22 protein-coding genes are annotated in these 18,622 nt (G+C 72.8%); 8 read left to right on the forward strand and 14 right to left on the reverse strand.

What is annotated here, in order from left to right; all coding sequences use genetic code 11:
• Window positions 1-3 precede the first annotated feature (3 nt).
• Genes H7827_RS02855 through H7827_RS02895 form a run of 9 tightly spaced genes read right to left on the reverse strand, consistent with a single transcriptional unit; the run spans window position 4 to window position 4,876 of the window.
• Entirely contained in the window at window positions 4-234 is a 231-nt protein-coding gene (locus H7827_RS02855; RefSeq protein WP_030731353.1) for a gas vesicle protein, read from the reverse strand.
• Window positions 221-1,063 (reverse strand): GvpL/GvpF family gas vesicle protein, encoded by an 843-nt coding sequence (locus H7827_RS02860; RefSeq protein WP_432742392.1) that lies wholly within the window; start codon window positions 1,061-1,063, stop codon window positions 221-223. Before H7827_RS02860 ends, H7827_RS02855 begins: the two co-directional genes overlap by 14 nt.
• Window positions 1,060-1,431, reverse strand: a complete 372-nt coding sequence (locus H7827_RS02865) for a gas vesicle protein (RefSeq protein WP_078635408.1) — start codon at window positions 1,429-1,431, stop codon at window positions 1,060-1,062. Before H7827_RS02865 ends, H7827_RS02860 begins: the two co-directional genes overlap by 4 nt.
• Window positions 1,428-2,420 (reverse strand): SRPBCC family protein, encoded by a 993-nt coding sequence (locus H7827_RS02870; protein WP_432742394.1) that lies wholly within the window; start codon window positions 2,418-2,420, stop codon window positions 1,428-1,430. The genes H7827_RS02865 and H7827_RS02870 overlap by 4 nt, the downstream gene beginning before the upstream one ends.
• The gene (locus H7827_RS02875) at window positions 2,420-2,926 is read right to left on the reverse strand and encodes a hypothetical protein (RefSeq protein WP_386541340.1); all 507 of its coding nucleotides are present in this window, start codon (window positions 2,924-2,926) and stop codon (window positions 2,420-2,422) included. The genes H7827_RS02870 and H7827_RS02875 overlap by 1 nt, the downstream gene beginning before the upstream one ends.
• 29 nt (window positions 2,927-2,955) lie before the next feature.
• Window positions 2,956-3,219: a gas vesicle protein GvpG gene (locus tag H7827_RS02880; RefSeq protein WP_200363002.1), complete on the reverse strand. Its 264-nt coding sequence runs from the start codon at window positions 3,217-3,219 to the stop codon at window positions 2,956-2,958.
• Window positions 3,220-3,224: 5 nt separating this feature from the next.
• Complete coding sequence (locus H7827_RS02885; protein ID WP_432742396.1) at window positions 3,225-4,049, reverse strand: GvpL/GvpF family gas vesicle protein; 825 nt, start codon at window positions 4,047-4,049, stop codon at window positions 3,225-3,227.
• Window positions 4,050-4,096: 47 nt separating this feature from the next.
• Window positions 4,097-4,528, reverse strand: a complete 432-nt coding sequence (gvpJ, locus tag H7827_RS02890; protein ID WP_043177427.1) for a gas vesicle protein GvpJ — start codon at window positions 4,526-4,528, stop codon at window positions 4,097-4,099.
• A 57-nt stretch (window positions 4,529-4,585) separates the two neighbouring features.
• Window positions 4,586-4,876, reverse strand: a complete 291-nt coding sequence (locus tag H7827_RS02895) for a gas vesicle protein (RefSeq protein WP_432742398.1) — start codon at window positions 4,874-4,876, stop codon at window positions 4,586-4,588.
• A gap of 332 nt (window positions 4,877-5,208) precedes the next feature.
• Between H7827_RS02895 and H7827_RS02900 the strand changes: the two genes are divergently transcribed.
• Window positions 5,209-5,898, forward strand: coding sequence for a helix-turn-helix domain-containing protein (locus tag H7827_RS02900; RefSeq protein WP_432742400.1), 690 nt, complete (start codon window positions 5,209-5,211; stop codon window positions 5,896-5,898).
• Between the two features lie 102 nt (window positions 5,899-6,000).
• Here H7827_RS02900 and H7827_RS02905 read toward each other — a convergent pair whose 3' ends face one another.
• Complete coding sequence (locus tag H7827_RS02905; protein ID WP_432742402.1) at window positions 6,001-6,687, reverse strand: TetR/AcrR family transcriptional regulator; 687 nt, start codon at window positions 6,685-6,687, stop codon at window positions 6,001-6,003.
• A 153-nt stretch (window positions 6,688-6,840) separates the two neighbouring features.
• On the opposite strand from H7827_RS02905, the gene abc-f reads away from it, so the two are divergent.
• From abc-f to H7827_RS02920, 3 genes are all read left to right on the forward strand, one after another.
• A complete protein-coding gene (abc-f, locus tag H7827_RS02910) occupies window positions 6,841-8,454 on the forward strand; it encodes a ribosomal protection-like ABC-F family protein (RefSeq protein WP_432742404.1) in 1,614 nt (537 codons plus the stop codon).
• Between the two features lie 71 nt (window positions 8,455-8,525).
• Window positions 8,526-9,188, forward strand: a complete 663-nt coding sequence (locus tag H7827_RS02915) for a CatB-related O-acetyltransferase (protein WP_432742406.1) — start codon at window positions 8,526-8,528, stop codon at window positions 9,186-9,188.
• An 83-nt stretch (window positions 9,189-9,271) separates the two neighbouring features.
• Window positions 9,272-10,630, forward strand: a complete 1,359-nt coding sequence (locus tag H7827_RS02920; RefSeq protein ID WP_432742408.1) for an erythromycin esterase family protein — start codon at window positions 9,272-9,274, stop codon at window positions 10,628-10,630.
• Between the two features lie 214 nt (window positions 10,631-10,844).
• On the opposite strand, the gene H7827_RS02925 is transcribed toward H7827_RS02920, so the two are convergent.
• A complete protein-coding gene (locus H7827_RS02925) occupies window positions 10,845-11,960 on the reverse strand; it encodes a ferric reductase-like transmembrane domain-containing protein (RefSeq protein WP_432742410.1) in 1,116 nt (371 codons plus the stop codon).
• A gap of 439 nt (window positions 11,961-12,399) precedes the next feature.
• Between H7827_RS02925 and H7827_RS02930 the strand changes: the two genes are divergently transcribed.
• From H7827_RS02930 to H7827_RS02940, 3 genes are all read left to right on the forward strand, one after another.
• Complete coding sequence (locus H7827_RS02930; protein WP_432742412.1) at window positions 12,400-12,777, forward strand: MarR family winged helix-turn-helix transcriptional regulator; 378 nt, start codon at window positions 12,400-12,402, stop codon at window positions 12,775-12,777.
• 384 nt (window positions 12,778-13,161) lie between these two features.
• Window positions 13,162-13,779, forward strand: a complete 618-nt coding sequence (locus tag H7827_RS02935) for a hypothetical protein (RefSeq protein ID WP_432742414.1) — start codon at window positions 13,162-13,164, stop codon at window positions 13,777-13,779.
• A gap of 73 nt (window positions 13,780-13,852) precedes the next feature.
• Window positions 13,853-14,509, forward strand: coding sequence for a DsbA family protein (locus H7827_RS02940; protein WP_432742416.1), 657 nt, complete (start codon window positions 13,853-13,855; stop codon window positions 14,507-14,509).
• Between the two features lie 70 nt (window positions 14,510-14,579).
• Here the strand turns inward: H7827_RS02940 and H7827_RS02945 are convergent, their stop codons facing one another.
• Together H7827_RS02945 and H7827_RS02950 are read right to left on the reverse strand one after the other, a co-directional pair.
• Complete coding sequence (locus H7827_RS02945; RefSeq protein ID WP_432742418.1) at window positions 14,580-15,584, reverse strand: hypothetical protein; 1,005 nt, start codon at window positions 15,582-15,584, stop codon at window positions 14,580-14,582.
• Window positions 15,585-15,773: 189 nt separating this feature from the next.
• On the reverse strand, window positions 15,774-16,316 hold the full coding sequence (locus H7827_RS02950) for a RipA family octameric membrane protein (RefSeq protein WP_432742420.1): 543 nt from the start codon (window positions 16,314-16,316) through the stop codon (window positions 15,774-15,776).
• A 281-nt stretch (window positions 16,317-16,597) separates the two neighbouring features.
• On the opposite strand from H7827_RS02950, the gene H7827_RS02955 reads away from it, so the two are divergent.
• Window positions 16,598-17,029, forward strand: a complete 432-nt coding sequence (locus H7827_RS02955; RefSeq protein WP_432742422.1) for an NUDIX hydrolase — start codon at window positions 16,598-16,600, stop codon at window positions 17,027-17,029.
• 93 nt (window positions 17,030-17,122) lie between these two features.
• Here the strand turns inward: H7827_RS02955 and H7827_RS02960 are convergent, their stop codons facing one another.
• Complete coding sequence (locus H7827_RS02960) at window positions 17,123-18,229, reverse strand: protein kinase family protein (protein ID WP_432742424.1); 1,107 nt, start codon at window positions 18,227-18,229, stop codon at window positions 17,123-17,125.
• Between the last annotated feature and the right edge of the window lie 393 nt (window positions 18,230-18,622).

Here is an 18,622-nt window from a genome sequence, read left to right on the forward strand (position 1 = left end):
GGGTCACCACGGCCCACCGTCCGCCCAGGGCGCCGGCATCCGGTCGCTGACCGAGGACAGCAGCGCGTGCAGGGACAGCCGCACCAGCGGCACCTCGGCGATCGCGATCACCACATCGCCGCTGATCACCACGCCGGTGGCCATCACCCGGTCCAGCAGGTCCACCAGTGGCACCCCGATCGGCCCGTACGGGCCCTGCTCGCCCTGCCAGGGGATCGTCTCAGAGGACGGCATCGGCGCGCTCCTCCTCGTCGCACTGGTCGAGCCGGGCGAAGGAGTACGGGACCCACGGTCCGGTCACCTCAATCCGGGCGTGCCGGGCGATCGCGGGGTCGGCCGCCAGGGTGCCGGCCAGCTCGCGCAGTTCCGCCGCCCGGTGGTGGTCGAGCAGCAGGGCCGCGTTGAGGAGCTGGCGCGGTCCGCCGCCGCCGAGCACCGGATCCTGCGGGCGCAGCCGGCGGGCGGCCACCGCGGTGCGGCGTACCGCGGCGTACACCCGCTCGGCGGTGCGCCAGGCCACCTCCTGCCGTTCCTCGCGCTCCTGCTGCCGGCCGCGTACCCGGGCGAGGTAGGCACGGCCGTCGGCGGGGGCGGCGGCGGGCTCCGGAGCGGCCGGGGCCGGGGCGCCGGGGGCCGCGGTGACCTTGACCCCCCACTCCGCGCGGTGCCGCAGCCGGTCCAGGACCCGGACGAAATCCCGCGCCCGCTCGGCGACGGCCGCCACGGCCCGCTCATCGCTGAGGTAGAGCGTGGCGAGGGGAAAGGGCACGACGGGAGCGGTACGGGCCACGGCGGTGATGACGGCGTGATGGTCCCGGGCGCAGCGCTCCAGCTCGGCCGGGTCGCCCAGCCGCTCGGGCAGCGTCTCGGGGGCGAAGTCGGCGGCCGGTACGTCCTGGGCGACCACCGCCAGCGGCCCGGCCGTCAGCAGGCGCACCGGCCCGCCGCCCGTGTGCCCCGCGACCCCGCTCAGCACAGGGGCGGTGGAGGCGGGGCAGACCGCGAAGACGCAGACGGTGGAGCCGGATTCATCGTCGGGGCGGTGCGCCGTGGGCTCGGTCATGCGGTCTCGGACTCCTTGTGCCGGTCGCGCCGGTGATCGCTGGTGGTCTCCAGTTCGCACAGCCGTTCCCTGAGCCGTTTGTTCTCGTCGTACAGGGCGTCGCGGGCGGCCCGGGAGGAGAGCGCGGGCTCGGTCTCCCACCAGTCGATGCCGGCCTTGCGCGCGGTGTCGACGGAGGAAATGAACAACCGGACGCGGATGGTCAGCAGTTCGATGTCGAGCAGATCGATTTTGATGTCGCCCGCGATGACCACGCCCTTGTCGAGGATCCGCTCCAGGATGTCGGCGAGGTTGGCGGTACGGGGCGGGTACGGCTCCAGCGGCTCGTACGCCTCCAGGGGCTGCAACGTCCGGCGTGTCGATGTCATCGGCGGCCTCGTCCCTTGCGCCTGCCCTTGCGCTCCTTCTCCTCTTCCTCTTCGTCCTCGTCCTCGCCCTCCTCGCCTTCCTCTTCCTCCTCCTCTTCCTCGTCGTCCCACTCCCCCTCCGTGTCCTCGTCCTCGCCCTCCTCCTCGTCCGGCTCCTGCTCCTCGTCCCCGGGTTCCTCGTCGGGCCCGCGGACCACCTCGCCCTCCCTGATCTCGCCACGCCAGCCCTCGGGCTCGTCCTCCTCGGCGGCGAGCGTCACATGGCTCTGGAACCGCTTCAGGTCGAGCCGCAGCCTGCGGCCCTGCGCGCGCCAGAGGTTGGCGGTCTTCTCGAAGAAGCCGGCCGGGCTGTACTCGACGACCACCACGATCCTGGTGAGCCGGGGCGTCAGTTCGTGGAAGGAGACGACCCCCCGGTGGGTGCCCTTGGATCCCTCCGAGGTCCATTCGACGCGCTCGTCGGGCACCTGCTCCTGCACCGTCGCCTTCCAGGAGCGGGTGGACGGACCGATCTTGGCGCGCCAGTCGGTCTCCGTGTCGTCCTGGCGCTGGACGTGCTGCACGCCCTTCATGAACTCGCCGAAACCCTCGAAATCGGTCCAGTGGTTGTAGCAGGTCCGCAGCGGTACGCCCACGTCGATGGATTCGATGATGAAGGTGGACTTCATGCCGTCGGCCCCGCCCTTGCCGTCCCCGCCCTCCCCCTTCTCCTCGTCGTCGCCGCCGCCCATTCCCGGGATGACCTTCTTCACCGGATCGATCGCCGCCTTCTTGACCGGTTCGACCGCCGCTTCCTTCACCAGGTTGCGGGCTCCCGCGGCGGGTGCGCCGGCGAGCCGCCCCGCCATGTGCTGCACCCGTTGGCCGGCCGCCTGAGTCAGGTGGTGGGCACGGGCGCCGAGGTAGCCGGTGAATTCTTCCCGCAGCCGTTCCAGGCTGCCGCTCACGCCGCCGTCGGACGTCTGCGTCGCTTCTTCGGACTTCGCCATCAGGATGCCTCCGATGCCCTGGACCGACTGCTCTTGCTCGGTGACCGCTTCTTGTCCGGCGCCTTCTTCCCGGTCCCCGCCTTGGCCTTGGGCTTCGGCTTGGACGAGGGTTTCGTCTTCGGTTTCGGCTTGCGCTCCGGCTCCTCTTCCTGCTCCGGCTCCTGCTCCTGTTCCTGTTCGCCCTGCTCGGCCGAGACGCCCTCCAGGGCCTGGGCGCCGCGGCGCAGGGCTTCGGAGAGCGCGTCGATCCGGGCGGTGGCCGCGGCCATGACCGCGCTGCGGCCGGACTCCAGCAGATCACCCCGTACCTGATCGCTCAGCGCTCCGAACCGGGGGTGCTCCCGCAGCCTGCGTCCGCCTTCCTCGGCCAGGTGCCGCGGGGTGAGCGGAAAGCGGCGGCCGATGACGTAGGTGGCGATGGCGAAGGCCACTTTGGCCTTGCGGGTGCGGCCCAATACATAGCCCCCGGCAATTCCGGCCGCCAGCGCGGCCTTGCTGTTGTCCATCGGTACTGCCGCCTTTCCTCGTACGTGGCTCAGTCGGTGACAGGGGGTGGGTAGGGATGGTCGGGGTCCTGTCGCTGCTGGATGGCGAGCAGCAACCGTTCCTCCCCGGCCTCGAACTCCTCCTCGTCGATCTCGCCGTCCTCCAGCGCGCGGTGGAGTTCCCGCAGCCGCGCCATCAGCGGGGCCGGGTCGTACAGCTCCTCCTCGGCGGCGTCGGCGATGCGGCCGGCGAACCAGGCGGTCGCCCGGACGGGGGCCAGGGGCAGCAGCAGGATCTCGGTGAGCAGGCCCATGGCGGTCAGGCCCCCGGGGTGGTGGGGGCGGAACGGGCGGACGTGGTGGCCGGGTCCGGGGCCCGGCCGGCGCGGGGGCCGGCTCCGGCGCGGGGGCGGGCCCGCTGCGGCGCGGCCGGGACCCCGGTGAAGCTGAAGCAGGGCAACGGCCCGGACAACCGCAGCTCGACCTGCCCGCGATACGCGGCGGAGCAGGACTCGACGGCCGCCCGGAACTCCTCCTGCGCCTCCCGGCCGAGCAGGAAGGACATGTTGAGGACGCACCCCTCGATCTCCGGCCCTGCGGCGGTCGCCTCGGCGAGCGCCCCCATCCGTTCCAGGGTGCGGGCCGCCGCACGGGCCGCGCGCCGGCCCAGGCCCTCCGCGATGGCCTGGCCGAGCCTGATGCTGCTCTCGTATCCCGGCCGCGCCTTCGACTCCCGGTGCAGCCGGCGCACCTGGTTGTCCTCCCGCAGGAGTTCGGACAGGCCGTCCTCCAGCACGAGAGCCTTCAGGTTCATCTCGACCCGGCCGTCCAGCCTTTCCAGGAGCGCGAGTTGTTCCTGTGGGGCGTCGGCCAGCCGGGTGCGGAGGGTCTCCTCGTCCGGGGCGACGGAGCCGAACCGCATCGGGATGACGGGGCCGTCGGCCGCCAGCCCCAGCAACGTTTCCTGGTGGGCGAGCAGATCGCGGCGCCGGGCCAGCAGTCCGGCCGGGGCGGCGCTGACCACGGCGGTCAGCGGGCCCACCGGCAGCGTGCGCAGGGGTTCGGGAGGGCTGCCCACCCCCGTCGCCCCGGGCGGCAGCCGGTGTCCGGTGCGGACGATGCCGTACGCGTAGACCTGGTCCATCTCAGTCAGCCTCGCTCCGTCGTTCAGTCGCTCGGTCGTTCCGTGGCTCAGTCGGCGCCCGGAATGGCGCTCTTGACCTTGTCCTTCGCCCCGCCCATCGCCTTCTTGGTCCGGCCGGCGACCCCCTTGACCTTCTTCTCGCCGGCCTCGGCGGCCTTCTTGGCGCCCTTCTCGCCCGCCTTGCGGACCATGCCGCCACCGCCGCCCATGCCGCCGAACAGCTCGGGGACGGTGCGGCTGCGGCTGTCCGCCTCCAGGTCCAGGCGGTTGCACGCCTCGGCGAACCGCAGATAGGTGTCGACGCTGGCGATGACGATCCTTATGTCGATCTTGACGATCTCGATTCCGACCAGTGAGACCCGCAGAAAGACATCGATGACCATGCCCCGGTCGAGAATGATGTCGATGACGTCGTAGAGAGTGCCGGTGCGGGGCACGCACGCGACATCCTCGCGATAGGTGGTCGTGGTCGTGCTCATGGGCTCTCCCTCGGTCGTCCGTTCCCGGAGCCGCTCGGCCCCGGGGTTTCGCTGGGGCTAGTCGTCGGTGGCGCAGCGCCGGTAGCGGCGCACCCGCTCGTACTGCACGAGCCGGCCGTTGTGGTCGAGATCGACCTCGTAGGTGGCCATCAGACTGGTGGTGTCCGGGATGCGGGGCACCTCGATCACGTCGACGCGTACCCGCCACCCGTCCTCGATCGGGCTGACGGCGGAGACGCCGTCCACCGCGTGGCCGGTCAGGGCCGACAACCGCCGACCGGCCCGGCGGGCCGCGCCGATGGGCCCCTTGACCGGGGCGGAGCGCTGCTTCTCAGAGTGGTGAGGCATGACCTCATCTCGCCACGGTCCGGCCGTCCGCGCACCCGCAGTTGGGCTGTTGGGAGCGCGGGGAGCGGGCCGGTCGGGTGGTGCCGGGGCGCCGTCCGGCGCGGCCGGTGCGGCGAGCGCCTGCGGGCGCGGCTGCCGGCGGTCGGGGTGCCGCGCTCGTTGCCGACCCGCGCGGTGGGCTCCGCACCGCGCCGGGACGGTGACGGTGGTGCCGGCGCGGTCGGGGGCCCGGCGGGCGCCGGCCCGCGCGGTGGCGCAGGCGTCGCCGGCGGCACGGAGGGGGCACCCGCCTCCGTCCTACGATGGCCGGGTACGACGGAGGTGGATCGCCGGTGGGGAGCTACACCGCACGACGCGGGGCGCGGACCGGCGCGCTCGTGTGGCGTGTGGTCCCGGACGGCCCGGAGCATCGCGTCGATCCCGATGGCGTGCTGGATCTGATGTGGTTCCGGGAGCGCCTGATCGTGGCGGGCCCCGATACCCGGAGCATGCTCGCGCGGACCCGTGCCGGTGAGGTCACCTGGGGGCTGCGGCTGGCTCCCGGTGTGGGGCACGCGCTGTTCGGGGTGTCGGCGCACGAGCTGACGGACCGGCGCGTCGCGTTGTCCGACCTGGTGAGGCTTCCGGCGTACGGGGGCCCGTCGTTCGGTGACGATCCGGCCGGTGCGCTGGAACGGGTCTTCGTCGCCCTGTGGGCGCGGGCGGAGCCGGAGCGCCGTGACCTGCGGAGAGCGGCCTCGCTCGACAGCGCCGCTCGCGAGGGGCTGAGCGTGCGCGAGACGGCGCAGCTGCACGGTCTGTCGGTGCGCTCGCTGCACCGGCTGAGCAACCGGCTGTTCGGTTACGGGCCGAAGACGCTCCAGGGGATTCACCGCTTTCAGCGCGGTCTCCACCTGGCGCGGGCCGGTGTGCCGCTGCGTGACGCCGCGGCGACGGCCGGCTATGCCGACCAGGCGCACTTCACCCGGGAGGCCAAACGGCTCACCGGGCGGACACCGGGCGCGCTCACCCGGGCGACGTAGCGCGTTGGCCGCCTGCCCTCCCGCATCGCGGGGCCGCCGCACCGGAGGGCCGCGGCCCGCGTGGCGCGGCGCGAGGATGTCCGGAACGGCTGACCGTGCCGCTCAACTGCCGGGCGCCGACGGGGACCGGGCGAAGGCGCCGGCCACCGCGGCGAGGGTGACGGTGCGGGCCGCGTGGCGGGGCAGCCGCGGGTCCAGCGGCGTACGCAGCAGCACCAGGTGGTGGTACAGCGGTGCGGTGGCGGCGATGAGCAGGCGCCGGGCGTCGGTGTCCGGGGGGAGTTCGCCGCGCCGGACGGCCCGGCCGACGACGATGTCGCAGCGCGTGTACCGGTCCTCCCAGAGCCGCCGCTGGGCCTCGGCCGCCTTCTCGGAGCGGAACGAGGCGGCGATCAGGGCCTCCATGACCGGCGGCTGTGCCGTCATGGCCGTCTGGATCTCCTGGTTCAGCGCCGTCAGGTCCTCCTCCAGTGAGCCGGTGTCCGGTGGCTGCCAGTCGTCGTCGCCCGCGGCGTCGAGCACGTCGGCGAGCAGCGCGCCCACGTCGCCCCAGCGTCGGTAGACCGTGGTGCGGTGCACGCCGGCGCGGGCGGCGACGCCATCGGTGGTGAGCCCGTCGTAGCCGTGTTCGCCGAGCTCCGCGCGGACCGCGTCGAGCACCTGGGCACGGACCCGGGCGGTGCGGCCGCCGGGCCTGCGGCGTGGCGGTGACGGCCGGGTTTCCGCCGGGTCCGGCGGCGTTCGGGGTGCCACCTCCGCCTCTGGTCGCGGGTCTGTGGGTGTCGTCACGGGGAAATCCGTTTGCTCGGGGGACAGCGACGTGGCACGATCTTAACGCATCAGTTGTCGCACTAACGGAGCGATCCATGTTCTTCCGAAGCGTTCACCCGGCCGCGCGGCCCCTCACCGCCGCCTCACCCACCCACGCTCCGGAGTCCTCGTATGCCCACCCAGATCACCGCACGCTCCGTCAGCAAGTCCTTCAACGGCAGGACCGTCCTCGACTCGGTGACCTGCTCGCTCACCCCGGGCGAGCGCACCGGGATCATCGGTGAGAACGGATCCGGCAAGAGCACCCTGCTGCGTCTGCTCGCCGGACGGGAACAGCCCGATGAGGGCGAGATCGTCGTCCGGGCCGCCGGCGGCGTCGGGTACCTCGCCCAGGACGAGCGGCTGGCCCCCCGGTCCACCGTCCAGCAGGTCATCGACCGGGCCCTGGGCGAACTGCGCGCCGTGCAGCGGCGCATGCGGCAGCTGGAAGCCTCGATGGCCGAGGGCGACACAGCGGGCCTGGCCGAGTACGGCGACCTGCTGACGGTCTTCGAACTGCGCGGCGGCTACGAGGCCGACGCCCGCGTGGAACGTGCCCTGCACGGCCTCGGCCTGGGACTGGTCGGGCGCGACCGCACCGTGGGCACGCTGTCCGGCGGCGAGCAGGTCAGGCTGCGGCTGGCGGCCGTGCTGGCCGCCGCACCGGAGGTCCTGTTGCTGGACGAGCCGACCAACCATCTCGACGAGGCCGCCCTGCGCTGGCTGGAGGACCACCTGCGCACCCGGCGCGGCAGCACCGTCGCCGTCTCCCACGACCGGGTCTTCCTCGAACGGGTGGCCACCACCCTGCTGGAGGTGGACGCCGACCGGCATCGCGTCGTCCGGTACGGCGACGGCTACCCCGGGTACCTCGCCGAGCGGACGGCCGCCCGGCACCGCTGGGTCCAGGCGTACGACCGGTGGCGGACCGACATCGACCGGCTCCGCGAGACCGCCGCCACCACCGCACGGCAGGTGGCCCACGGCCGCCCGATGAAGGACGGCAACAAGATGGCGTACGACCGGGCGGGCGGCCGGGTGCAGCAGTCGCTGGCCGGCCGGGTGCGCAACGCCGAGGAACGGCTGCGCCGGCTGCTCGCCGACCCCGTCCCGCCGCCGCCCGAACCGCTGCGTTTCGCCCCCGCCCTGCGGACGGGGCACCGGGAGGGCGTCGTCCTCGACGCCACCGACATCGCCGTCACCGGCCGGCTCGACCGCACCCGCCTCACCCTCACGGCGGGCGAACACCTGCTGGTCACGGGGGAGAACGGAGCGGGCAAAAGCACCCTGCTGCGGGTCCTGGCCGGGGACATCGCGCCCGACGGCGGGAGCGTCACCCGCCGCGGCAGGGTCGGGTACCTGCCCCAGGACCCACGGCCCGGCGCACCGCGGGAGACCGTCCTGGCCGCCTTCGCCCGCGGCCGGGCGGGAGATGCCGACACGCACACCGAACAGCTGCTGTCACTGGGCCTGTTCGAGCGCGACCGGTTGACGGTGCCGGTCGGCCGGCTGTCCACCGGACAGCGGCAGCGCCTCGCCCTGGCCCGGCTGCTCAGCGAGCCGTGGGACGTTCTGCTGCTCGACGAACCCACCAACCACCTCTCCCCCGGACTCATCGAGGAGTTGGAGACCGCGCTGCGCGGTTTCGCCGGGGCCGTCGTCATCGTCAGCCACGACAGGCGGCTGCGCAGCCGCCACCGGGGCCGCCACCTGGCCCTGCGGGCGACCGCGCGGCCGGCGGTGTGAGTCACCGCCCCGCCTCTCCTCCCCCGCCGGAAGACACCTCTTCCCACCCGGACTTCGCAAAGGAAACAGCCATGCCACCCGTCCCGCCCGTCCTGCCCGACCCGACCGTCACACACCCGATGCCGGAACAGCCCCGGGTGGTCCTGCTGAAGCCGCTGATCACCTCGCCGCTGATCGAGGCGGGCGACTTCTCCTACTACGACGATCCCGATGACCCCACCGCCTTCGAGACCCGCAACGTGCTCTACCACTACGGCCCCGAGAAGCTGGTCATCGGCAGGTTCTGCGCGCTGGGCGCACAGGTGCGGTTCCTCATGAACGGCGCCAACCACCGCATGGACGGGCCCTCCACGTTCCCGTTCCCCATCATGGGCGGCTCCTGGGCCGAGCACGTCGACCTCATCTCCGGACTGCCGGGACGCGGTGACACCGTGGTGGGCAACGACGTCTGGCTCGGCTACCGCACGCTGGTGATGCCCGGTGTCCGGATCGGCCACGGGGCGATCATCGCCTCCGGCTCCGTCGTCGTCGACGACGTCCCCGACTACGGCATCGTCGGCGGCAACCCCGCCCGGCTCATCCGCCGCCGGTACGCGGACGCCGACATCGACCGCCTGCTGGCCCTCGCCTGGTGGGACTGGCCGCTGCCGCATCTCACCGCACAGCTGCGCACCATCATGTCCGGGACGATCGAGGACCTGGAGGCCGCGGCTCCCGCCCCCGGTCGTCCCTGAACCCGCCGGAAGCCCACGCCCGCACGCACCGCACCGCACCGCACCGGCCCTCCCTCCCCCTCACCCGCGAAATGAGTGCCCGTATGCCCGATCCGTCCCACCACCGGCACGGCGACCCGTTCACCCGCTGGCTCCGCGCCGACGCCGCCCCGCTGACCCACCTCGACCCGGACGCGCCGCTGGAGGACCTGGAGCCGCTGCGCGCCCTGATCGGCGACGCCCGCGTGGTCGCCATCGGCGAGAACTCGCACTTCATCCACGAGTTCACGCTCCTGCGCGAGCGCGTCCTGCGCTTCCTCACCGAACGCTGCGGCTTCACCGTCCTGGCCTTCGAGTACGGCTTCAGCGAAGGGTTCCCGCTCGACGCGTGGGCCCGGGGCGAGGGAACGCAGGACGCGCTGCCCGACCTCCTCGGCGCGTCGATCCCCGTGGGTGTCGAGGCGCCGCTGCGCCGACTGCGCCGGCACAACCGCACCGCCGCACCACCGGTGCGGTTCGCCGGCATCGACATCCCCGCGGCCGGCGGCTCCCTGCTCCCCGCCCTGGCCCCGGTCGCCGACTATCTGCGCGCCGCCGATCCCGAAGCGGTGCCGCAGATCGAGGAGGCGATGCGGATCGCCGCCTCGTTCGCGGGGGGCTCCGCGGCCGACGCCGCTCCCGCGTGGGCCCGCCTGGAGGCCGCCGAACAGGACGCGCTCAGCGCGATCCTGAACCGGCTGCTCATCCGGTTCCGTTCCGTCGAGCCGCTGTACGTCTCGCGCGGCGACCGGCGCGGCTACGACATCGCCCGGCGACGTCTCGAAGGTGCCTGCCACGGCGACCACACCTTCCGCGCCATGGCCGGACTCTTCTCCGGTACGGGGCTGACCGCCGACACCTCGGCCCGGGACCTGTACATGGCCGAATCGCTCCTGTGGCACCTGGAGCGCGGCGCGCCGGACACCCGGATCGTACTGGCGGCCCACAACGCCCACATCCAGAAGACACCGGTCTCCTTCGACGGCCACCTCACGGGATTCCCGATGGGACAGCACCTGCACTCCGTCCTCGGCGAGGACTACATCGCCGTGGGCCTGACCAGCAGCACCGGACAGACCGCGGAGATGCGCCGCGACGAGCGCAGCCGGTTCGGATTCACCGTCGAGCCCACCCCGCTGGGCGCGCCCGAACCGGGAAGCGTCGAGGCGGCGTTCACGGACGCCGGGCTCGGGCTCAGCCTGGCCGATCTCCGGCGGGCTCGCCGCCCGGACGCCGGCGGCGACGGCTCCGTGCCCGGCCCCGACCGCATCCGGATCCAGGGCGCCCAGCTGCACACCCCGGTCCTCGACGCGTTCGACGCCGTCCTCCACTCTCCGGTCTCCACCGTCATCGGCGGACTCGGCCTCGACGCCGTACCCGGTCCCGCCCCGGTCGGCCAAACCGCCGGGGAGGACACCAGGTGACCGGCGACGGGCCGTTGAGGGTCGCCGGGGCCGGCTGATCGGCTTCGGCGTCCGGGGACGGCAGGGCGGGCCGGCGGGGATGCGGCGGCCCATCGCCGCGCGGCCGGCTGGTGCGTGGCGTGGGACCGTCCCCAGGTGCGACGGGGACCGCCGGCCGGGCCGGTCACCCGTGCCGGGCGGGCTCCGTCTCGCGGGCGCCGCTCGTGCACTGCCGTCACTGCCGTTCGGAGATGTCCGCGGGCGCCCCGCGCCGGGAGGGGGACGGGGACTCCGGCGTTCCGGCGCCGGTGCCAGTGCCGGGGCGCAGCCGCAGCACGACCGCCACCAGGACCAGGGTGAGGGCGAGCAGGCCCGCCCAGATGATCCAGCGTTCGGGCCAGACCGCGGGTGAGGAGCCGCCGAGGTCCTCGGGGTCGCGCCCGCCGTCGGTTCCCGTGACGATCACGGCCAGCAGTCCGAGCAGGGTGGCGACGACCGCGAGGCGGCCGGCCAGCCGTACGGTCACCGGCAGGGGGTGGCCGCGCAGCCGGAGGCGTTCACGGGGGCGGGCCGGGGCCAGCAGCCTCACCAGGATGAGCCCGGCGATCGGCATCTGGAGGGCCCACACCAGGGTGCGGAACGTGCCGTCGAACCAGACGTTGGTGCCGTACAGCAGGGTGTGCCACACGCTGAGCACGTACACCACGATGACGAACCGGTGGAGCGCCACCCACATCCTGCTGCCGGTCCGGTGGCGGAGGTAGAAGGCCAGGCTCAGCGGTATGGCGAGGTAGAGGGCGAGCAGCCCCAGCAGGATGGCGACGCGGCCGGTGCCGGTGGCGTACCCGCCGGGGACGAACACGTCCACGAACGCCGTCCACAGGCTCCGGCCCGTGCCCCACCGGGTGAGGTTGTCGCGCATCTGGTCGCCGAAGAAGAACGCCGCGTGCAGGAACATCAGCCCGATCGTCGTCAGGCTGGTGGTGCGGTGCCATTTCTCGATCCGGGCCGGCGGCAGCCATCTCCAGCGTGGTCGCGGCCCGGAGCGCAGCAGTCCGAAGATCACGGTGATGTACGCCCACAGCAGTGCCGACCAGCCGAAGGCCTGGCACATCCAGTACATCCACAGCTCGTTGGGGTCGTTGAGGTGCGGCATGATCACGATGGACGGCGACGTGCCGTTGGCCACCCGCGCGTACAGCAGCCAGTAGATGAGGCCGGTGGCGATCAGCGCCAGCGAGGCGTCGGGGATCGCACCCCGCAGATCGGCTCGCAGACCGTGCCAGTCGAAGCTCCCGCGGACCCGTGGCTTGCGGGCGGGGGGCGACACCGTTTCGGAGACTTCGGTCATTCCAGGACACCGCTTTCCTGCGCCGTGACAATGTGCCGGTCCCGCTCCACCAGCGAGGGACAGTAACCGCGTTCGCCCGCGTGGGGAAGACATCCGTCCCGAGTTGGCCGATGACCCCGGGCAGGGGAACTCTCGCCGCTCCGGACCCGACGTCATGAGGTCGGCCGGGGTGGGGTGAAAGTTCCGGAGGGATGCCGACCGGGGCCGGGCACCACTTCGGGCGACGCGGCACACGAGGCGATCAGGGTGCCGGCGCGTCAGCGCACCGCGGAGACCGCGAACGGCCGCCGGAGGGAACGGACGTGGTGCCGATCGCCGTCCATGAGGGTCGCCCGGGGGCGGCTCACCGGCACGGGCGGGCGGACGATCGACCCGGGGTCGTCGTCCGCCCGCCCCCACCTGGGAAGCCGCCGCCCTCGCCGCCGAACTGCGGACCGCGATGGGCAAGCTCACCCGACGCGTCAAACACGAGGACCGCATCCCGCTGGGCCAGGTGGCCGTCCTCGGCGCACTCGACCGGGACGGCGCCATGACCACCAGCGACCTCGCCGCCGACCAGCGCGTACGCCCCCAGTCGATGGCCCGGGTGGTGGGACTGCTCATGGAGCAGAACCTGATCACGCGCCGGGCCCACCCCACGGACGGCCGGAAGTCGCTGGTCGAGCTCTCGGACGCGGGCCGGGCGGCGCTCCAAGCGGAGCGCTGCCGGCGGGCGGGCTGGCTCGCCCGGGCCATCGAGGCCGAACTCACCGACGAGGAGCAGGCGCTGCTGGCACGGAGTGCCACCTTGCTGGAGCGGCTCGCCACCCGGCACTGACACGGGTGGCGCAGGGCCGGGCCCGGAGGGTTCCGGTACCCGTCACCGGTCCACCCGGTGGGTCCCGCTCCGGGCCCCCTGCCGACGGTCTCCCCCGCGCGGCCACCTGTCCCCGGCTGGGCACCGCGTGGTCCTGACCGCCGCTTCAGGGGGCGCCACGGCCCCTCGGCACGACAGCGAACCCGCGCCGTCACGCCCGCGCCTCGCCTACGGCGCACGCGCCGCCTCCGCGCGCCGCCTCCGCACGCCGCCCGAAACCCCGTACCGCCCGTTCTCCACCGCCCCCTGACGGTGTGCCCGATCCGTACGGCCGCCCGAAGCGGCCCCGTACGGCTTGGCTACGCTGACCGGCACCGCACCACCACCGGGAATGAGGTGACGCACGTGCCGTCCGGCCGGGGCAGGACACGAGCCGGCGCGCTCGGCGCGCTGGGCGTGCTGCTTCCCCTGCTGAGCCAGGCGGGTGCGGCCGGATTCGTGCCCTCCGGGTGTGCGCTGTGGCTCTCCGTCGTGGTGGCGTGCTGCGGGGTCATGTGCGCCGCACGCCGGCCACTCCCCCACGGGCAGGCCCTGGCTGCGGTCGCCGGCGCTCAGGCCGCGCTCCAGGTCTGTTACGTCCTGCCGGGAGCGTGCACGGCGGCCGACGGGCGTGGTCCCGCCGGACTGCTCGCACAGCTCGCGCCGCAGGGCCACGGCACCGGTGAACTGCTGGCCGGGTACCTGGTGGCGCTGGTCCTCGCCGCCCGGCTGCTCGGTGTCGCGGACGGGTTGTCGGGGCCGCTGCGCGCCGTGCTGGTCGCGGCGATCGCCGCGCTGGCCGCGCGCCCGGCCGCCGTGCCCGGGCCGCTGTCCCGGCCGCGCCGTGCCAGGACCCCCACGGAGCCCCGTGTGTGGGGTACGTGCCCCGTCGTCTCGGGTCGTTCGGTCCGCGCCCCGCCGTGGGCGCCGGTGATCTCTCCCGCGCCCCGGCCGCTGCCGGGTGCCGGAACCCGCTGGGCCTGACCCGGCGGGCGACGGCGCGCCCCCGCGCGCCGTCCTCCCCGACCGAACGACCCATTCACCTCCGGAGTTCTCCGTGAAAAGACAGCTGTATGCCGTGCTCGCGACCGTGGCGGCCCTCGCCGCCGCCTTCGCCGTTCTGCTGGCGCTCTCCCCCGACGACCGGCCGAAGACCGCCGATTGGTCCGGCTCCTCCTCCGCCGCCGCCGTGGTGCGCGAGGACAGCCACCGCCTGTCCGACCCCGCGAACAGCGAGTTGACGCTGGTGGAGTTCCTCGACTTCGAATGCGAGGCGTGCGGCGCCTACTACCCGGTCGTGGAGCGACTGCGCGAGGAGTACGGCGACCGTGTCACCTTCGTCGCCCGGTACTTCCCGATGCCGGGGCACCACAACGGGGAGACCGCCGCTCTCGCCGCCGAAGCAGCCGCCCAGCAGGGCCGGTTCGAGGACATGTACAACCGGCTGTTCACCACGCAGGCCGCCTGGGGCGAGTCCCGCGACTCGCACGCGGCGACGTTCCGCGGCTTCGCGGAGGATCTCGGTCTGGACATGGCCACCTATGACGCCGCCGTCGCGGACCCCGCCACCGCCGAGCGGATCCAGGCCGACATCCGCGACGGCCTGGCACTGGGCGTTCAGGGCACCCCGACGTTCTTCTTCGACGACCGCCCCCTCTCACCCCCCGCCTCCTACGAGCAGTTCGTCGCCCTGATCGAGGACGAACTGGGCTGACCCGCCCGCCCTTCCCCCGGCGCGGCGCACGGCCGTGCCGGGGATGTGGCCGCCCGGCGGCTCCGGCGGGTCACTCCGTTCGCGGAGCCGCGGTGCCGTGGTCGTCGTCGGCGGCGGCACCCGGCGGCGGGACGCTGGGGCCTGCGTTTCTCGCCGGGGGGATTTCCGGCGCCTCGGCGAGTCGGCGTTTGACCTCGCGCAGGGTCGGATGAACCTGCCGCCGCATCATCGCGCGCAGCCGTCCGAGATCGGTCACAGCCCGCACCGCCGTGGGGTCGAGGCGGACGAACTGTGGCTCCCAGCCGGGGCCGAAGGTGATCAGGCCCTGGGTTCCGACGGCCCTGGCAGCGACGGCCGGGTTCTTCAGCGGCGGATGGTCGGGCAGCCGGAAGGCGCTGAGCCTGGCCGCCTGCGGCCCTTCCAACTCGGCGGCCCGGGAGGCGAAGGAGTCCTGTGCCGCAGACCGGAACCGGCCGTAGTCGGCCCGGTTGGTGAACACCACCAGCATCAGGCGCTCGGGCGGCAGGAGCCGGACACACTCCGTCAGTTCCCACAGCGTCCCCTCGGTGGTCCCGGTGGCGAGCACCACCAGCCGTGCCGTGCCGATGAGGGAGCTGACGGTCGGTTTCCACACCGTCGGCAGATAGAACCGCCGGGCACCCACCCGGGGCAGCCGTTCTCCGGGGCTGCCCACTGCCACGACCTTGCCCAGTCTCCACCGCAGGGTCAGCACCAGATCTTCCTCAAAGGTACGGCTGAGGGGGCTCTGGAGTCTGCGGACCGGATTGCGGCTGGGATCCGGCCTGATCCCGTACAGCTGGTGATCGAGTTCGAAGGGACGCAAGTACAGGATGTACGAGCCGGGTTCGAGGCCGCCCGGGTCCTTGATCAGCCGAGCGGTGTGGCGCCGGCCGAACCGGGACATGCGGGCGCCCACGTAGACGGCGGTGATGCCCCCCAGGATCATCAGAACGCCGGTGATCACGCCCTGGACCCGCGACTCCCCGAACAGCACAGGGGTGTAGATGTGGTTGGCCCCGCCGAGCGCGACGAGGAAGCCGGTTACGCGTGTCACGCATCCGGCACCTCGGGCGCCGCAGCCCACGGTCCTGGACTGGTGAGGCAGTGCGGGGACATCGTTCCCCGTTGGTGCGCGCATGGGGCGGAGGCTACTGATTCACGGGACGCCAGGAAGCGTGTTCCGCGCGAAAGGGCACGATCGCGGCGGTCGGACCCGCGAGATCCGCGAGCGGGTCGAGGCAGGTCACAGGGACAGCGTGCCGGTGAACAGGGTGAGATGCGCCAGGGCGAACACCCAGGGGACCATGCGTTCGGGGGTGCCCAACTCGGCGTAGCGCCTGAACCGGCCGGGTGACGGTGGGCTTTTGAGCACCTCCCACTCATCGGTGAAGATCCGCACCGGCAGGTGCTTCTCCAGACTGTGGATGACCTTGAACTTTGCCATGTTGAGGGCCCGGTAGCTGCGCAGTTGCATCCACCAGGCCAACGAGAGGGTCACGCCGCCCAGCGCCACGACCAGGGACACCCACCACGGCGACTCGGACAGGCGCGGCATCCCGAAGCCGATCAGGGTGACCAGCGCGGTCTGCAGGGAGAGGTAGTACGTGTTGGCCGCGCCGCGGCGGGAGGACACCCGGTCGGCCATCTCGACCGCGAGCTTGTACAGCTCCAGAACCTCCTGCCGTTCGGCGTGCGCGGTCGCCGCTACCGGCTCGCCGCCCGCGCGCGGGGACACGAGGCCCGTCCGCCCCGCCGCACCGTTCTCTCCCGCATCGTCCGCGTCCATCCGGCCCCCATCGGTGGTGAACGTCCCGGTGCGAAGAGTAACCGCGCAGCGGATGGTGCGCAGCCCTTTCCCCGGATACCGGGGCCACCCGCCACGGACCACCCGGTGTTCGCCGATCCCACGCCGGACTCGTACCTCAACGGGACTGCTGCGACGCGTGGTTGCTCATCACCGCGTCCGGCCTCGGCTGGTGGACGTACACGGGCTTCCCGCCATCTGCGGGCCCGGTACCACCACCGCTAAGGTCCTACCGCCCGACACTCGGCCGGAGGGACTTCCGCGTGCAACCCCACACCGTCATCGACGTCATGGTGATCCTCGAACGAGGCGACCGGATCCTCCTGGCCGAGCGCTCGGGCACCGGCTACGCCGACGGCATGCTCAACCTGCCCTCCGGAAAGGTCGACCCCGGCGAGAGTGTCATCGAGGCGGCGGTGCGCGAGGCGCGGGAGGAAGTCGGCATCGCCATCGATCCGGCGGCGCTGCGCACCGTGCACGTCATGCACCACCGCAGCCCCGAAGGACGGCCACGGATCGGCTGGTTCTTCGCCACGGCCCGCTGGGAGGGCGAACCGGTCAACGCGGAACCGGGGAAATGCGCCGGCATCGGCTGGCACAGGCCGGGCGAACTCCCGGCGCACACCGTCCCGTACAACGCCCACGGAATCGTTCACTACCTGGCCGGGGAGAGCTTCTCGACCCACGGCTGGTGATGCACCGCGCCAGGTGTCTCAGGCACCCGGCTGTACCCACTCACACCGCCCCGCGGGTCTCCGGACGGTGTTGTGGGCTTCTTCGCGGGGCTCTTACGGCCCGGTCGGCGCGCCGGGCGGGGCGTCCCGCTGAAGAATCCGGCGGATCGCCTCACCCGGGTAGGGCGTCTCGCGGCTGTCCTGCTGGAAGGTGCGGATGAAGTCCCACATCACCGGGGCGAGCGGAGCGTGGCGGGTGATGATCGAGGCGGCTGCCTCCGGGATGCCAGTCAGCGGCTCGCCCTCGGCGCACGCGCGCACCAGCGCGTAGCGTTCGTCCCACCCGTAACCGGCTCCGTACAGGGCGGTGATCAGCCAGTACACCAGGTAGGTGGCGGTGTAGGCCCGGTCGTACGTCTCGTGCCGCGCGGGGAGGGTGGCCTCGTCGCGGGACAGCTCGAAGCGGGAGGAGAGCGCGAGGCCGTAGTCGGCGAAGTACAGGCGGTGGCCGTCGGTCAGGATGTTCTGGAAGTGGGCGTCGAAGTGCACCAGCCCGCGGGCGTTCATGAACGAGACGCCGGCCCGCAGCTCGTCGTCCACCGCGACGCAGGCCCGCTCGGCGGCCTCGCCGCCCGCCCGGACGCGGTCACCGAGCCACTCGTGCAGGTTCTGCGGGATGTACTCCAGGAACAGCGTGAGGCTGGCCGTGGACTCCTGGATCCCTTCGATCCGCCGGCGTACCTCCGGCCCGCCTCCCCAGTAGGCGACGGCCCGTTCCACGTCGGCGAGTTCTTCGGGCAAGGGCCGGCCGGCCGTGGGGAGTACCCGCCAGTGGTGCATCAGGGGGAAGCCCTCGTAGTCCCCGGCGATCACCCAGTTCGTCGTCATGGTGTGGACGGCGAGTTCCCGCCAGGCCCCGCCGCCCGGGCCGCCGATGCTGCCGACTCCGTACTGGAAGAAGGACGGCAGGCCGAACAGATTGGCCGTGGAGCGCACGTTCTCCGGCTGTCGCTCCAGATCGGTCAGGGGCACCTGCTTGACGAATACGGGGGTTCCATCGACCTCCAGCAGTACGGTCCTGCCGCCGATACCAGAACCGATCGACGGGGCGGCCTCGACCTGCTCGTGCAGACTGCGATCGCTGTGCAGCGCCAGCAACGTGGCGACGGCACCGTGGGCGGCGAGCCGAGCACCGCGTGACCTGTCAGCGTTTCCCACCATGCCTCCAGCCGGGCCCCATCCCGCGCGGCCACGCCGACCAACGCCCGGACCGGCCCTGTTCGCCACCCTCTCACGCCCGTATGCCGTACGGAACCGAGCGTCATCCCTGTCCCGGGGTCTCCCGAAGCAGGGTTCCGCTCGCCCGAGCCGCTCGGAGAACGTGGCCCATGCATCCACGGATCCACCCCGTCGGCGGGCGCGACCACGCCGGGCGCCGATCACGGCGGACCGGAGACCGACCGGAGGCGGAGGCGGAGGCGGAAATTCGTACGACGTATGTTGACTCACGTCCGGCCCTCGCTATCATCCGTGACGTTTGAAGGGCCAGTCGACGTTCGACGGGTCGAACGTTCGGACGGGCCGCCGGTCTGTGTCCCCACACACAGACCATGA

Source organism: Streptomyces sp. JH002, from assembly GCF_050916115.1.
GTDB classification, from domain to species: Bacteria; Actinomycetota; Actinomycetes; order Streptomycetales; family Streptomycetaceae; genus Streptomyces; species Streptomyces xiamenensis.

What these genes read in the sequence shown, in the direction of transcription:
- H7827_RS02855 (WP_030731353.1), bottom strand. Translation starts at nt 234, where the DNA reads ATGCCGTCCTCTGAGACGATCCCCTGGCAGGGCGAGCAGGGCCCGTAC.
- H7827_RS02860 (WP_432742392.1), bottom strand. Translation starts at nt 1,063, where the DNA reads ATGACCGAGCCCACGGCGCACCGCCCCGACGATGAATCCGGCTCCACC.
- H7827_RS02865 (WP_078635408.1), bottom strand. Translation starts at nt 1,431, where the DNA reads ATGACATCGACACGCCGGACGTTGCAGCCCCTGGAGGCGTACGAGCCG.
- H7827_RS02870 (WP_432742394.1), bottom strand. Translation starts at nt 2,420, where the DNA reads ATGGCGAAGTCCGAAGAAGCGACGCAGACGTCCGACGGCGGCGTGAGC.
- H7827_RS02875 (WP_386541340.1), bottom strand. Translation starts at nt 2,926, where the DNA reads ATGGACAACAGCAAGGCCGCGCTGGCGGCCGGAATTGCCGGGGGCTAT.
- H7827_RS02880 (WP_200363002.1), bottom strand. Translation starts at nt 3,219, where the DNA reads ATGGGCCTGCTCACCGAGATCCTGCTGCTGCCCCTGGCCCCCGTCCGG.
- H7827_RS02885 (WP_432742396.1), bottom strand. Translation starts at nt 4,049, where the DNA reads ATGGACCAGGTCTACGCGTACGGCATCGTCCGCACCGGACACCGGCTG.
- gvpJ (WP_043177427.1), bottom strand. Translation starts at nt 4,528, where the DNA reads ATGAGCACGACCACGACCACCTATCGCGAGGATGTCGCGTGCGTGCCC.
- H7827_RS02895 (WP_432742398.1), bottom strand. Translation starts at nt 4,876, where the DNA reads ATGCCTCACCACTCTGAGAAGCAGCGCTCCGCCCCGGTCAAGGGGCCC.
- abc-f (WP_432742404.1), top strand. Translation starts at nt 6,841, where the DNA reads ATGCCCACCCAGATCACCGCACGCTCCGTCAGCAAGTCCTTCAACGGC.
- H7827_RS02915 (WP_432742406.1), top strand. Translation starts at nt 8,526, where the DNA reads ATGCCACCCGTCCCGCCCGTCCTGCCCGACCCGACCGTCACACACCCG.
- H7827_RS02920 (WP_432742408.1), top strand. Translation starts at nt 9,272, where the DNA reads ATGCCCGATCCGTCCCACCACCGGCACGGCGACCCGTTCACCCGCTGG.
- H7827_RS02925 (WP_432742410.1), bottom strand. Translation starts at nt 11,960, where the DNA reads ATGACCGAAGTCTCCGAAACGGTGTCGCCCCCCGCCCGCAAGCCACGG.
- H7827_RS02930 (WP_432742412.1), top strand. Translation starts at nt 12,400, where the DNA reads ATGGGCAAGCTCACCCGACGCGTCAAACACGAGGACCGCATCCCGCTG.
- H7827_RS02950 (WP_432742420.1), bottom strand. Translation starts at nt 16,316, where the DNA reads ATGGACGCGGACGATGCGGGAGAGAACGGTGCGGCGGGGCGGACGGGC.
- H7827_RS02960 (WP_432742424.1), bottom strand. Translation starts at nt 18,229, where the DNA reads ATGGTGGGAAACGCTGACAGGTCACGCGGTGCTCGGCTCGCCGCCCAC.